We start from the raw sequence: 12992 nt of genomic DNA, 5'->3' as shown, positions 1-12992 counted from the left end.
AGAACAGGCAGTCGAGAGGACTTACTGCACGAGACCTCTACCTCGCACAACAAAAACTCTCTTTTTTAGAAATAGTTGGATATTTTTAAGAGTCTGATCAGTTTACTGAGTCGGGAGCTGTTATCTTGACAGGCTAGCAGGAAATTAGTACTGAATTACGATGGTAAAAAGCTCACCAGGAATTGTAGGATATATTGTGTTTCCGTTTTTGCTGTTGTTGATCAATGGTCGTCTGCTGTCACAGGAAGTAACGACGAGTAAAATAGATGCTTTAAAAAGTCAGCTACCGTCGGCTGGCGTGATGGATAAAATCCGATTGCTCAATGAAATTTGTGATGAGTTTGAAAATTTCATACCCGACTCTTCCCTCAACTACGCCACCAGGGCATTGATGTTAAGCGAACAAGCAGCATCCAAAGAGGGCATGATCACTAGCTTAAATAATATTGGCCACTATTATGATATCAAAGCGGATTCTGAGAGGAGTCTTGAATATTTTCACAAATCCATTTCAATCGCCAGAGAAATTGGCAACAAGCAACTGGAAGCTTATTGCCTTAACTTCATTGCAAGGGTTCAATTCTCCCTGGTTAACTACCCAGGTGCTATCGATTATTACTTGCAATCCTTAGTGTTGCGAGAGCAGCTGGGCGATTCATTGGGCATTGCCTTGATCCATGGCAACCTGGGCAATTTATATCGGACTACCAAAGATTATAAAAGTGCCGAAAAGCACTTGCTCAAAGCCCTCGAACTCAACATTTCGTTTGGTGATACTTCTCGTTTTCTCAGCGATTACCTCAATTTGGGTGTATTGAGCCACAACATGAACAAACTCGGCAAGGCCCGGGAGTACGATGAACAGGGAGTTTTCTTCGCAGAGAAGACAAATAACCTCAACGCACTCTCTATCATACTGGGGAATTATGCTATGGTTTTTGCCGATCAAGGTGATTTCCCCAAAGCACTTGATTACCTGGGCAGGTCTTTGAAACTGAAAGAAGAGGTGATCAGGAAACCGGCCTCCACCGTCCACGCCTATGCCAAGTACCAGCAGCTTTATCTGGACTATGACTTCTATCAAAAGTCTATCGATAGTGGGGAAAAAGCTATGGAGTTTCTTGTCAGGTATCCAAACAGGGACATGGAGCAAAAAGTATTGAAACGGTTGGCTGAGGCCCACTCGGCGCTAGGTTATTACAAGGAAGGGTATGAGTATATGCTCAAATCTGAGGCGGTGAAAGATTCGGTATTCAACAAAGAAAAGTCTCGACAGGTGAAGCAGCTGAACGCCATCTACGAAACCACCAAAAAGGATTTGAAGATTACCCAACAGGAAGGGGAGATTAAACTTATTTCAGCTGCTAGCCTTTTCAAAACAAGATTAGCCTGGGCAATAGCCATAGGCATGTTGCTATTATTCGGCAGTGTTTATCTGTATCGCTCCAGAAAATATGCGTTGAACGCTAATGCGATGCAGGAGCGCTTTTCCCGCCAGTTGCTTTCTTCTCACGAAGAAGAGCGAAAGAGAATCTCCAGGGATCTCCACGACTCTGTAGGCCAAAGTCTGATTCTGATCAAAAACAAGGTGACTTTGAATCAGGACGATACGACGGCTACCATGGTAAGCAAGGCCCTGGAGGAGGTGAGAACCATTTCCAAAGCGTTGCACCCTGCTGTGCTCGACAGGTTGGGGCTTACTGCCAGCATCAAAAAGCTGGTGAACGATGTGGACGAAGTAACAGACATATTCTTTACTGAGGAAATTGACACGATTGACAATATCTTTTCCCGGGAACACGAACTTCAGATTTACCGCATAGTGCAAGAGGCGCTCAACAATATGATCAAGCATGCTCAAACCGAATCTGCGATTGTTCGTGTTACCCTGGAGGCGAGAAAAGTAATCGTAACGGTGCAGGACTATGGTGTTGGTTTTGATCTGACCGAAAAGCCAGAGACCATCCATAGTTTGGGAATGAAAACCCTGAAGGAAAGAACTCAGATGGTCGGAGGTAAAATTCTTATCGAGTCGACAAAAGGAAAGGGTACCAGTGTTACTTTAGTGATTAATAAGCCAGCATAGGATGATGAGTTTGAAGAACCTGAGAGCGGTGGTGGCCGATGATCACCCATTGTTATTGCAAGGACTTGAAGACACCTTGAAAAAGGGAGGGGTCAACGTGGTCGGTGCCGCCAGCGACGGGAGCACGGCGTTGAAGTTGATTACTGATTACCATCCCGATGTAGCGGTATTGGATATTGAGATGCCCTACCTTACCGGGTTTGCCGTGGCCGAAGAATGCAGAAAAAAGGGCTTACTTACGAAGGTTATTATTCTTTCTTATCACAAGGAGGCGGAATTTATCGTGCAGGCTAAAAGTCTTCACATTGCGGGGTACCTGCTGAAGGAAGATACCAATTTGGAAATTTTCAAATGTATCGAAAAGGTGATGCAAGGTGAGTTTTACTATAGCCCCTCTATACTCCACAAGGATCTGAACACAGCGAATACAAGTCTCGAAAAACTTGAGTTACTCTCACCCTCGGAGAGGAAAATATTGAAACTAATAGCCAGCCAACTCAGTTCCCAGGCCATTGCGGATAAATTGCATGTTTCGGAACGCACCATCGAAAAGCACAGAAGTAATATCATTGGGAAGCTGGCTTTGTCGGGGCATGCCAATAGTCTTTCCCTGTGGGCAGTAGAGCAAAAAGCAGTGATCATGAGCTTTTAAAGGAGTCATCCACTGTTATCGAATAAGACAGATCCCCTTGGAGGTTTTGATTAGGGAATGCAGATTAATGAGGCAGTAAAATGCTCGATTTAAGTCCCGTACTTCTTCATTCTCTCTTCATCGAGCACTTTTTTGTAGTCGAAGTCAGGTGTTGCTTCTACAATACCTCTTAGTTTTTCGACTCGTGAAGGCTTTTTTAACTTTTTTAAAGACATATGCTGTTTGTTATTTCCGATACTGCCACGCAGGGCTAATAGGAAACTTCACACCGAACAACATGTTATAGAAGTCGCCGTTTGAGCTGATCTTGGCCGACTGCTCCGGTCCATTGCCTATCTGGTAGGTGCCGTCGATTTCCGTCATTTTCTTAAAACCTTTGGTAGAGCTGCCATTGATGTAGAGAACAAAGCTGTTTTTGAATTGCCAGCTAACGGATACACCTGCCTCAATCAAACTATAGTTTTTCCTCAAACCAGGGGTTGCCACCATCGTTAACCGACTTTCATCACCTGCATGAAATGAACTACTATGCCCCCCAATATTGGTTGATCCTCTGTCTATTTCATATCGCATATTGTGGACAAAAGAATAACCGATAAATGGCGAAAGCTTTAGCCTTTCCCTGAAAAAGCCAAAGTTGGATTTTAGCCTGACAGGGATTTGAATAGCAGCGTAGGACTGCCCCGAAATCAGGCCGACATTGGGGCTTTTCAATCTAAAGCCCACCCCGTATTTATAAGCATTAAGCCCGGTTTCCAATAGAAGGCCCTGGCTGATTTCCTGCCCTACGATAAATCCACCTGCAGGACTGTAGTATATCGGCTTTTCTCCAACCATCCCACCCAGGTCATCGACAGAAATCTTCTCATACTTAGGGCCAAGCTCAAAGCCGAGGTAGGTCTTGTGCTGCGCCTCTGCTTGCAGATAAATCCCCACGAAGGCAGTCAGGATGATGAAATGAAACCGTGCTTTCATACAGAAATTTTTTCGTAAGCGTAGTAAAGAGTCACTAGTGTGTATGTTGAAGTAAAGTAGAAAATGTATCTATACCGATTAATATATAAATTTAAATAAATAAATATCTCTTTGATATTATTCCTTGATATAGTTTTTAATTGGAGTATTCAGCCAAAGAGCAGGGAATATTACAAAATTGACTTGGGCATCACACCTCGCAGCCACACCTTGAACTGTTTTGCCCGGCCCGCTTCCGAATCAGGGTTGAAGTCTAATGTGGTTTCCCAGGCATTCTCCGGCCGGATGTCGACCTCCATGGCCTGACGCAGGTCAGCGGTGACTTTGCGGTCATAAATAACTGCTATGCACTCTGTGTTCAAGTTGGCGCTGCGGGGGTCAAGGTTGAAGGTGCCAATCACGGCAATATCGTCGTCGATCACCATCGATTTGGCATGGAGGCCAAAGACAGGAGTGAAGTCCATTTTCTTCTGCAGGGCTCCCGTCATCACCTCAAAGCGGACGGCAGCATCGGGTTTGAATTCGTAAATTTTTACGCCAGCCTCCAGCAGCTTTTCCCTGTCCCGCTGGTAGCCGCTAAATGCTTCCAGGTTGTCAGTCGACGAGAGGCTGTTGGTGAGAATTTTGACAGTTACTCCACGGTCAACAGCTGCTTTGAAGAGCTGCTGGCTGACCTCGGTCGTAATAAGGTAAGGTGACTGGATGAGGATGGACGACTTTGCCCGCCGGATCAGGCTGACCAGCGAATCGGTAGCCACGCCACCACCCGCCAAGCCCTGGCTGCCGTCATTTTTGCCCGGCAGGTCGGAGATGAACTGCACGCTGTCGGTCCACACCAGGGAGCCGGAGGCCTGTGCTTTCTGAAATTCTGTCGGCACCTGCTTTGCCTTTTCCCTTACCTCAGGCCAGAAGTTTTCGGGGTTGCAGGCGTACTGGTGGAGGTAGGCGTACTTCACATCGAGGTTGAGCTCCTCATCGGTTACCTCGGCCAGCTCACCCACAGGCACGCTAAGCTTGCTGTCCCAAAACAGATCGAACGACTGCTGCACGTCGCTCACTTTCTTGCCCACCAGCAGCACGTCACGGTCACGGAAATTGTATTCGTGGTCGTAGTCGAAGTACTCATCGGCAATGTTTCTGCCGCCGGTGATCACCACCTGCTGGTCGACAATGAACGTTTTGTTGTGCATGCGCTGATTGAAACCCTGAAAGTCGGTGGCAAGCGACAACAGCTTGCCTGGTAGGTTTTTGCCAATATTGGCATTGGGGTTGTAAATTTTCACTTCCAGGTTGGGGTGGGCATCCATGGCCAACAGGTCGTCTTCCTCGGCTTCCACCATAATGTCGTCCACGATGATCCTGATCTTCACGCCCCGGTCGGCAGCGCCTAATAAGAAGTCGGCGGCAATGAGCCCGATATTGTCTGTAGAAAAAATGAAGTACTGAATATCGATGGTTTGCTCTGCAGCTTCGGTGAGCCACGCCCGGGTGATCATAGAAACGTCGCCTTCTTCAAGAGAGTGCACGCCGGTCTTAGTGGTCAGCAGGGCATCGTAAGGTGCCAGGTAGTCCGACAGTTTGACTGGCGCTGCGGCCGGAAGCTGCGAGCAGAAGTCCTCGGTGATGGGAGGGTATTTAAGTTCTGTAGGGGTGCAGGCTGCAAGGCAGAGCAATATAAGAACGAAGAAAGAGTGGCGTACTTTGAGTTTCATATTCAGTAGAAACATAGATAGCAGTTTACCCATAGCAAAGGGCAATTTACGTTTTTTCTGGGAGGATCAGATTGAGTAGAAAAATGGGTAGATTGGGCGGGTATAATTATGGTTAGCAACCTTAAATTTGATGCTTTGCTGAGATGACTAAGGAGGAAGAAAAGCGAGTATTCACTAGTTTCATTGAGGTTTTAGAGCCCGACGAAGACTATCTTTTTAAGTGTTGGGAAAAACCCGACATAAAACTAGTTAGAAGTGATAAAGTGATTGGAGTTGAAATCACCGAAATACTTGACGAAAAAAGAAGGTCTAGACAAATGTTGTTAAAGAAAATAGGTGACGCCGTTGTGTCTATACTTGATGAGCAGGGTTACATGCCATTTCACCTTAGTCTAAGTTTTCAGCCAACATTAGGACTGTCAAAATCGAAAATCACTTCCTATTCCAGCAAGGTCGCCAATAAAATTTCTAGCATCATAGGATCCCAACCCAAGAGATCAAACTACGATGGAAATTTTGATTCTTCGAGTACAGACGGCTTTATTGGTTTTAACATTTTCTTCTCGGAGCATTTGACAAAGTCATATTTTGCCGAGTCTGCAACCGGGTTCATACCTGACTTTGGGCGAGCTGACCTGGAGAAAATTCTTTCAAAAAAGGAACAGGCTCTCAAGAGCTACGAGGCCTTTGATGAACAGTGGCTGTTAATATGCGAGGGAAATTTTCTTGCTGGGTCAGTTGGCCAAATTCTGGTGAAGAATATTGGTTTTACTTCTGGTTTTAATAGAATTTTTATTTTTCGTGAAGTTGCTCAGAAAATAGTCGAAATAAGTGTACCCCAATCGCCCTCGTTTGAGCGATAGCGGAAACGAGGGCGTATGAGTCTGGCGATTGTATCGCCGATATCCCATTTACCATTCGAGACCATTCTCCTCCTCTTCACAATCTCGATTTCTTGCACCATTGGCTACTTTCCAGACTAAAAACTATCTTTAACTATCATGAACATCAAGGAAAAGATAATAGAAAGGGTTAACGACATCAATGACCCGCAACTGTTGGACAAACTACTCCAAGCTATCGAGTTGGAACATGAAATAGGACATTTTCATCGGCTTACCAGTGAAGAAAAACTGGCTATTGACGAGGGAATTAAAGATGCTGATGCGGGTAATCTATACTCAAACGCAGAGGCCAGTCAACTCGTTAAAGAACGGCTGAAAAAGTAAGGTGCACCATCTGGCTCTTCGAAATTTCAATCGCTGAGCAAGAAAACCGAAGGCAGTTCGCCGGGTTCCAAACCCGGTTTACGGGATTCTCCAATCGCTCCAATCGCCCTCGTTTGAGCAATAGTGGAAACCAAGGCGTATTAGCTTGACGATTGTATCGCTTATTTGATAAGGCCTAGGTTTTTTTGGCATGAGCACATCCACCGTCTCCAGGCCAGCGTCATGCCGATGGCGAGGTACGAGGGAGCCGACGTGGAACGGCATTCCCCGGATAGCAGCAGTGGCTCAGAAAAGAGAACTGCAAACACCGTGGAGACTTCTCTCCGCCAGCTGGCTGACTGCGAAGTTCCGGCTGCTACCGATGCCTGGTGCGTCCACAAAAAAACCACCGAGACTTCCCAGTCCGGTGGTTCTTCAAATCGTTTGCTTACGCCCTTAAATTGAGCGGCTTACCTTGAATTTAGCAGTGATTTTTACATTGCTTTCATTGGCCGTTGCATTGCTTACTTCGAGCAGCCTTGCATTAGTGACTTCGAATGTGCCCTCAACGAACCCATCAACGCCACCAAACTTTTCAATAACCAGGCTTCCTGAGCGGTTGCCTGTAACCTCGCCGTTGGCCGCATCGTAGCTGTAATACGACTTAGTCATATCGCCATTGGCCATCATCAGCCAGGTGCCTGCCACGCTGGTTTCGAAGTTGGCATTCCAGGCGAAGGTGCCTTTTGGCTCTTCGCCTTGCCATGAAATAGTGAACGAAAGACCGCTGTCGTCGTTAGCGTTGCCAGAGAGCTGATACGTGTTGTCCGACAGCTTCATACATGATCCGAAAAAGATAATCGGGTCAGCGCTGCCTATCGTCACTTCAATCTTTTCATTGCCAACGGGGTCGCCTGCGTCGTCAGAACTGCAAGCGCAAAAAAATAGAACCATCCCTGCCAACAGGGATCCAGTGAACACCTTTTTCATAGTTATTTGACCTTTACTAATTGTTAAAAAATCTACCATCTAAAATTGATAGCAGGAGCCAGGCAGTCAACAGTCTAAAAAGTTTGAGGAAGTTGGATCGCCTGAGCCTCATCTACAGACGTAAACTTTAAAAGAAGGTTGGGGAGGAGGCTGAAAAAATTTAGTGCCCGTTTGTGCCTCTGCTTTTGTCTTTACCAGCTTCCTCAGAGGCCGTGAAGAAACAGGCCTGGGCATAGAACGTTTGGATTGAAAGATTACAAAAGTTTGCTAGGTTCTGCTCTGGTTGGTGCCGCCTCTAGCGTTAGTGAGAGCAGAGGGCTCGAAGCCTTTTCTGAAACTTTTGTAATCTGCTGTATCTGCCAACTTCACCCCTCCAAAAACACTTCAATCCTTCCTTTCTGTCTTTCGTGGTGCCGGAAATGCATATGGGCATATTGCAGCCATTCATCTGCGTTGAAGAACTGGTGGCCAGGGTGTTTGGTTTTTCCTTTGTTCGTACTGTTTGAATTCCCTAGGGCCAAAATTCTCTCTTTTAACTTTTCGAATCCTCTGACGATCTCGTCCTTCGATGCCGGCTGCGGGGTAGCGGCGTTCGACGGAGGCCCTTCCAGCATCTTGTCGGGAAACTGGTCGTTGGCAAGCATCACTTTTGCTTGCGGTGTCATTTCTTCCTGAGCGTTGTCGTCTGTTTGCAAACAGGTTTGAACATGCGAGAGAAAAAAGCCCGTAGCGCTGATCAGGTGCATATACACTTGTCCCATCGACCACTTATCGGGCTGAGGCTGACGGAGAATCTGGGCAAAATCATACCGGTCTAACTCATCCAGCCAGAAGTCGATGGTTTTGATAAATGAGTCTGTTTTCATTCCTGCTAAAATTCCGTCAATTCGATATCCTTATAGCTCACTTTCACCTTCCCGCCTCCGTGCACCTGCAAGCCGATAAGGCCGGTTTGTGGAATAGCGTCGTCCTCTTCTGTATAATCTACGGTTTGAACGCCATTCAGAAAGATTTGGATTCGTTTCCCCTCGGCAATAATCTGGTAGTCGTTCCAGTCGTTGGGTTTGAAAAGCTGCACCCCTGCCAGGGAATCGATGCCCGCCAGCACTTTGTCTCTTCTGGACTCGTCGTACAGCGAACCAAAGTAGCCATTGCCGATATCGGCCTGGTAGCCGATCATTTCGTAAGCGGGTTCGGTGGCACGGACGCTCCTGAACTGCACACCGGCGTTGGTGAAGCCACCTCCGGTTTCGAGTTTGTATTTAAGGGTGAGTTTAAAGTCGCCGTACGGCTGAAGTGTGCAGAGGAATTCGTTGTGCGGAACCGTTTCGGTCAGCGAACCACCCACGATATCTCCGTTTTCTACACGCCAGGTATTGGCATCACCTTCCCAGCCGGTGAGGGTGCTGCCGTCGAAGAGGGTGGTGGGAGAAGGGGAGGAGCAGGAGAAAATTATCATCAGAACCGGAAATACAGTAGATGTAGGCAAGCGCATTTTCATAGCTATAAGGTTATTGCAGAACCAAAATACGAAAGTTCTGCGGACTTAAGATTACAAAAGTTTGGAAGCTGCTGCCAGCTTTTTTTCTTCCTTGCCTTGGCAGGAGCAGCCAGCCTGGAGCTATTTCTAAACTTTTGTAATCTATGCTTCGCTACTCCTCCGGCACCTCAATCTCTTCTCCCCAGATGTACTTACCAAACCACTGCCAGTTGTGCCAGACAGCTGCCAGCCTTTCCTTAGGCTTGGTAATGCCATGGCCAAAGCCCTTGTAAACAACGAGTTTGGTAGTCACGCCTACGTCTTGCAAACCCTGATACAATTCGTATGCGTTGGGAATTGGCACCCGCTTGTCGAACTCGCCATGCTGGATCAGCGTAGGCGTTTTGGCGTTGTTGATATGGGTCATGGGCGATGTCTTCAGGTAAATGCCCATGTCGGCCCAGGGTGTGGCTTTGAGGTACTGCCGGGTGAACGGGTGTATGTCGGTATTGACATAATAAGTCACCCAGTTGGAAATACCGGCGCCCACGGAAATGGCTTTGAATTTATCAGAGTTGGTGGTGAGAAAGGCAGAGATGTAGCCACCCTGGCTCCAGCCCATGCAGCCTATCTTGTTGCTGTCGACGATGCCCTTTTTCTCCAGCGACTCCACACCTGACAACACATCCCAGGCATCACCCACGCCCAGGTTCTCTACATTCAGCGAACGGAAAGCCTCGCCGTAACCTGCGGAGCCCCGGTAGTTGGGCTGTAAAATCAGAGCACCTTTGTTGACCCACTGGTTGAGGGGATAAACATAACTGGCAACTGGTGACGGAGTGGAGATGCCCGTTGGCCCGCCATGGATGATGACCAGCAACGGATATTTCTTTTTAGGGTCGTAATCCTTTGGCTTGCTGAGGATGCCTTCAATGGTAGCACCATCCTTGCTTTTCCAGCTGACTACTTCGCTGTCGGCAGTGGCCCAGTCAGAAAGCTGCCCGGTAAAGTTGGTGAGCTTCTTTTGCGCCACAGCCTTGATGGGGCTTGTGTAGATCTCTGTCAGGGAATTGTCTTCAGCACCCGAGAAAGCGACTACCTCGCCGTCGCCAGTGAACGACATGCCGTAAATTCTCGCTGGAGAAGTAAAGATGGGCTTGAACTTTCCGTTGTCGGGGTCAACAAAGAAAATGCGGCGCACCGTTTTTTGGTAGGCAATGCCAAATATCCCCTGCGGGTTCCACACGAGGGAACCCAGGTTTTCATCGAACGATTTTGCTAACTGCGTGTTTGCGGACCCATCCAGTTTTATTCTAAACAGCTGTTCATTTTTGTAGAAATTAGAAGTGGTGTCACTTAGGAAGCTGCTGTAAAGAATCCACTGCCCATCGGGCGACCAGGCCTCAAGCCCATCGGAGCTTTTGTTTTTAACAAGCGGCGTTACCTTTTTTGTGGCCACATCCAGTATCGAAATATCGGACTTAATAAACGAAGTAATGAAAGGATCTGGCTGATGGTTGAAAGCGATTTTCGTTCCGTCAGGCGACCATAGAAAGTTGGTTACCGTGTAGTTCACACTGTCCAGTAAAATTTTGGTAGTCTCGTCTTTTTTCGTCGTGTCCTTTTTGTCTTTTGGAAGCTCTTGCTTAAACAATTTCTCAGGATCAAACGTCGTCAGCCACAGCCTGTTTAGTTTGTATTCGGCATCTTCCACTTCAAAGCCGCCAAACTTTTCCTTTCTTGCCTTCTCAGCTTTCTCTTTGTCTTCGGCTTGTGTGAAGGCAATTTGTTTACCATCGGGCGCCCATTCAAAATTCGAAATGCTTCCTTTTGTGTCAGTCAGTTGCACCGACTCGCCGCCCTCCAGCCGGATGACCTGAATCTGTGTTTTGCCAGTTTTGTCTGACAGAAAGGCAATCCATTGCCCATCGGGCGACCACTTGGGGCTCGTACTGCTGCTTTTCGTGTTATTGGTAAGCTGAAACGGCGTGCCACCGTTTTTTGATAGCCAAATTTCCGTATCAAACCTGTTTTCTTCCCAGTCGGTGGAATTAACCGTGAAGGCTACGTTTTTTCCGTCAGGAGATATGTGCGGGCTGCCTGCAGATTGCAGCGAGAGCACTTCTTCAAATGAAGGATTTTTCAACGACTGGCTGTGTAAAGCGAGCCCAGAAGTCACAAGAAGGGAAAGCAGAAAATACTTTTTCATAGGTGATGAGCTTAGAATAAGAATAAGAGGGGTGTTGGGGTCGGAAGCTAATATAGAGCTAAGAGCAGATAAATCACCAAAGTTTTATTTTCAAAAGCAATTCTTGAAGAGTAGATTGGTCAGATTTTTCTTTAAGAACATTATACATGCACGTCCCAATCACTCAAATACAGGAGATCAGTCAATTTCTTCAAAGCAAAACGGCTGTCCGGCCCGAAACGGGGATTATTCTCGGCACTGGTCTCCACAGCCTTGTGGATGAAGTGACGATAGCTGATGTGATTGATTACAAGGATATTCCCCACTTTCCGGTATCAACGGTTGAGTTTCACAAAGGCAAGCTCATTTTCGGGCATATTGGCCAGGTACCTGTGGTGGTGATGCAGGGTCGGTTCCATTTCTACGAGGGCTATAGCATGCAGCAGGTGACCCTGCCGGTGAGGGTGATGAAGCTGCTGGGCATTAAGCGCCTCTTTGTGTCGAATGCCTCTGGCGGGTTGAACCCCGACTTCCAAAACAGCGACATGATGATGGTGACTGACCATATTAACCTGTTCACAGAAAACCCCCTGCGAGGTAAAAACCTGGATACCCTGGGCGACCGCTTCCCTGATATGAGCGAGGCTTATGACAGGGGCATGCTGAAGCTGGCGAGACAGATTGCGAAAGAGGAAGGCATCGATTTGAAAGAGGGGGTGTACGCAGGGGTTGAAGGTCCTAACCTGGAAACGCCGGCAGAGTATAAGTATCTCAGGATCATAGGCGCCGACGCAGTGGGCATGTCCACCGTGCCTGAGGTGATTGTGGCCCGGCACATGGAAATTCCGGTGTTTGCCCTTTCCATCATCACCGACATGGGTGTGCCAGGCCTTATCAAAAAGGTAAACCTTCAGGAAATAGTAGATGCTGCTCAAAAAGCAGAGCCATTGTTGAAGAAGATGGTGAGCAGGATGGTAGAGTCAACGGGTGACTAAACCTGCAGCAAAAACATCATCGCAATAAAATGCGTAATGGTGCCTCCCAGCACAAACAAATGCCAGATGGCGTGGGCATACATCATTTTCTTTTGCACAAAAAAGATGGTGCCCAGCGTATAACTCACGCCGCCGCCAAGAATCAGTGACAAAACAGTGGCGTCGAGCGAGGCAAAAAGGGGCTTAATAAGGAAAACGCCCATCCATCCCATGCCAAGGTAAAATATAAGGGAGGCCTTGGGAAAACGGTACTGGTAGTACACCTTGAAAATGATGCCCAGCACGGCCAGCAGCCAGATGATTCCGAAAAACACCCATCCGAGTGCTCCGCTTACTCCCAAAAGCAAGAAGGGTGTGTAGGTGCCGGCAATGAGAATATAGATGCTGATGTGGTCGAATGTGCGGAGTAGCCTTTTCACCTGCTCGTGCTGAAAGGCATGATAGAGCGTTGAAAAGGTATAAAGCAAGAGAAACGAGCCGGCGAAAATGCTGCTGCTCACCACGTGAATGGCTGAACCATTTAAGACCGAGAAAGTGACTAACAAGGAGATGGCCACCACACTGAAGAGGATGCCGATGCCGTGGGTGAGGCTATTGGCTATTTCCTCTTTGAGGGTTTGCGGTCGATGTGCTGAAGCTTCCATAGTTTACTAATAGTTTATGACCAGGAAAAGTGCCCCAATGTAGTCATTAAAGAGGTTGCTTC

Annotated in this window: 13 protein-coding genes; 5 read left to right on the top strand and 8 right to left on the bottom strand. The window is 47.4% G+C overall.

Going from position 1 to position 12992, the window contains the following annotated elements:
- Positions 1-160: 160 nt before the first annotated feature.
- Entirely contained in the window at positions 161-2086 is a 1926-nt protein-coding gene (locus RT717_RS17615) for a tetratricopeptide repeat-containing sensor histidine kinase (RefSeq protein ID WP_317487701.1), read from the top strand.
- 1 nt (position 2087) lies between these two features.
- On the top strand, positions 2088-2738 hold the full coding sequence (locus RT717_RS17610) for a response regulator transcription factor (protein ID WP_317487700.1): 651 nt from the start codon (positions 2088-2090) through the stop codon (positions 2736-2738).
- Between the two features lie 89 nt (positions 2739-2827).
- Here the strand turns inward: RT717_RS17610 and RT717_RS17605 are convergent, their stop codons facing one another.
- The 3 genes from RT717_RS17605 to RT717_RS17595 form a co-directional block, all read right to left on the bottom strand.
- Positions 2828-2953: a hypothetical protein gene (locus tag RT717_RS17605; protein ID WP_317487699.1), complete on the bottom strand. Its 126-nt coding sequence runs from the start codon at positions 2951-2953 to the stop codon at positions 2828-2830.
- A 10-nt stretch (positions 2954-2963) separates the two neighbouring features.
- On the bottom strand, positions 2964-3713 hold the full coding sequence (locus RT717_RS17600; protein WP_317487698.1) for a hypothetical protein: 750 nt from the start codon (positions 3711-3713) through the stop codon (positions 2964-2966).
- 170 nt (positions 3714-3883) lie between these two features.
- Positions 3884-5458 carry a phospholipase D-like domain-containing protein gene (locus RT717_RS17595; protein WP_317487697.1) on the bottom strand — a complete coding sequence of 525 codons (1575 nt, stop codon included), beginning with the start codon at positions 5456-5458 and terminating at the stop codon, positions 3884-3886.
- A gap of 110 nt (positions 5459-5568) precedes the next feature.
- Between RT717_RS17595 and RT717_RS17590 the strand changes: the two genes are divergently transcribed.
- Both RT717_RS17590 and RT717_RS17585 read left to right on the top strand, forming a co-directional pair.
- Positions 5569-6288 (top strand): hypothetical protein, encoded by a 720-nt coding sequence (locus tag RT717_RS17590; RefSeq protein ID WP_317487696.1) that lies wholly within the window; start codon positions 5569-5571, stop codon positions 6286-6288.
- Between the two features lie 138 nt (positions 6289-6426).
- Complete coding sequence (locus RT717_RS17585; protein ID WP_317487695.1) at positions 6427-6654, top strand: hypothetical protein; 228 nt, start codon at positions 6427-6429, stop codon at positions 6652-6654.
- Positions 6655-7089: 435 nt separating this feature from the next.
- On the opposite strand, the gene RT717_RS17580 is transcribed toward RT717_RS17585, so the two are convergent.
- The 4 genes from RT717_RS17580 to RT717_RS17565 form a co-directional block, all read right to left on the bottom strand.
- On the bottom strand, positions 7090-7623 hold the full coding sequence (locus RT717_RS17580; protein WP_317487694.1) for a hypothetical protein: 534 nt from the start codon (positions 7621-7623) through the stop codon (positions 7090-7092).
- A 365-nt stretch (positions 7624-7988) separates the two neighbouring features.
- Positions 7989-8489 carry a DinB family protein gene (locus RT717_RS17575; protein WP_317487693.1) on the bottom strand — a complete coding sequence of 167 codons (501 nt, stop codon included), beginning with the start codon at positions 8487-8489 and terminating at the stop codon, positions 7989-7991.
- A 5-nt stretch (positions 8490-8494) separates the two neighbouring features.
- Positions 8495-9124, bottom strand: coding sequence for a 3-keto-disaccharide hydrolase (locus RT717_RS17570; protein WP_317487692.1), 630 nt, complete (start codon positions 9122-9124; stop codon positions 8495-8497).
- Between the two features lie 151 nt (positions 9125-9275).
- Positions 9276-11312 carry a S9 family peptidase gene (locus RT717_RS17565; protein ID WP_317487691.1) on the bottom strand — a complete coding sequence of 679 codons (2037 nt, stop codon included), beginning with the start codon at positions 11310-11312 and terminating at the stop codon, positions 9276-9278.
- A gap of 146 nt (positions 11313-11458) precedes the next feature.
- On the opposite strand from RT717_RS17565, the gene RT717_RS17560 reads away from it, so the two are divergent.
- The gene (locus RT717_RS17560) at positions 11459-12286 is read left to right on the top strand and encodes a purine-nucleoside phosphorylase (protein WP_317487690.1); all 828 of its coding nucleotides are present in this window, start codon (positions 11459-11461) and stop codon (positions 12284-12286) included.
- Here the strand turns inward: RT717_RS17560 and trhA are convergent.
- A complete protein-coding gene (gene trhA, locus RT717_RS17555) occupies positions 12283-12930 on the bottom strand; it encodes a PAQR family membrane homeostasis protein TrhA (protein ID WP_317487689.1) in 648 nt (215 codons plus the stop codon). The genes RT717_RS17560 and trhA overlap by 4 nt on opposite strands.
- Between the last annotated feature and the right edge of the window lie 62 nt (positions 12931-12992).

It is taken from the genome of Imperialibacter roseus (assembly GCF_032999765.1).
Lineage (GTDB): Bacteria > Bacteroidota > Bacteroidia > Cytophagales > Cyclobacteriaceae > Imperialibacter > Imperialibacter roseus.
This window is presented reverse-complemented; position numbering and strand designations above follow the sequence as displayed.

What these genes read in the sequence shown, in the direction of transcription:
- RT717_RS17570 (WP_317487692.1), bottom strand. Translation starts at nt 9,124, where the DNA reads ATGAAAATGCGCTTGCCTACATCTACTGTATTTCCGGTTCTGATGATA.
- RT717_RS17580 (WP_317487694.1), bottom strand. Translation starts at nt 7,623, where the DNA reads ATGAAAAAGGTGTTCACTGGATCCCTGTTGGCAGGGATGGTTCTATTT.
- RT717_RS17575 (WP_317487693.1), bottom strand. Translation starts at nt 8,489, where the DNA reads ATGAAAACAGACTCATTTATCAAAACCATCGACTTCTGGCTGGATGAG.
- RT717_RS17595 (WP_317487697.1), bottom strand. Translation starts at nt 5,458, where the DNA reads ATGGGTAAACTGCTATCTATGTTTCTACTGAATATGAAACTCAAAGTA.
- RT717_RS17565 (WP_317487691.1), bottom strand. Translation starts at nt 11,312, where the DNA reads ATGAAAAAGTATTTTCTGCTTTCCCTTCTTGTGACTTCTGGGCTCGCT.
- RT717_RS17585 (WP_317487695.1), top strand. Translation starts at nt 6,427, where the DNA reads ATGAACATCAAGGAAAAGATAATAGAAAGGGTTAACGACATCAATGAC.
- RT717_RS17590 (WP_317487696.1), top strand. Translation starts at nt 5,569, where the DNA reads ATGACTAAGGAGGAAGAAAAGCGAGTATTCACTAGTTTCATTGAGGTT.
- RT717_RS17605 (WP_317487699.1), bottom strand. Translation starts at nt 2,953, where the DNA reads ATGTCTTTAAAAAAGTTAAAAAAGCCTTCACGAGTCGAAAAACTAAGA.
- RT717_RS17610 (WP_317487700.1), top strand. Translation starts at nt 2,088, where the DNA reads ATGATGAGTTTGAAGAACCTGAGAGCGGTGGTGGCCGATGATCACCCA.
- RT717_RS17615 (WP_317487701.1), top strand. Translation starts at nt 161, where the DNA reads ATGGTAAAAAGCTCACCAGGAATTGTAGGATATATTGTGTTTCCGTTT.
- trhA (WP_317487689.1), bottom strand. Translation starts at nt 12,930, where the DNA reads ATGGAAGCTTCAGCACATCGACCGCAAACCCTCAAAGAGGAAATAGCC.
- RT717_RS17600 (WP_317487698.1), bottom strand. Translation starts at nt 3,713, where the DNA reads ATGAAAGCACGGTTTCATTTCATCATCCTGACTGCCTTCGTGGGGATT.
- RT717_RS17560 (WP_317487690.1), top strand. Translation starts at nt 11,459, where the DNA reads ATGCACGTCCCAATCACTCAAATACAGGAGATCAGTCAATTTCTTCAA.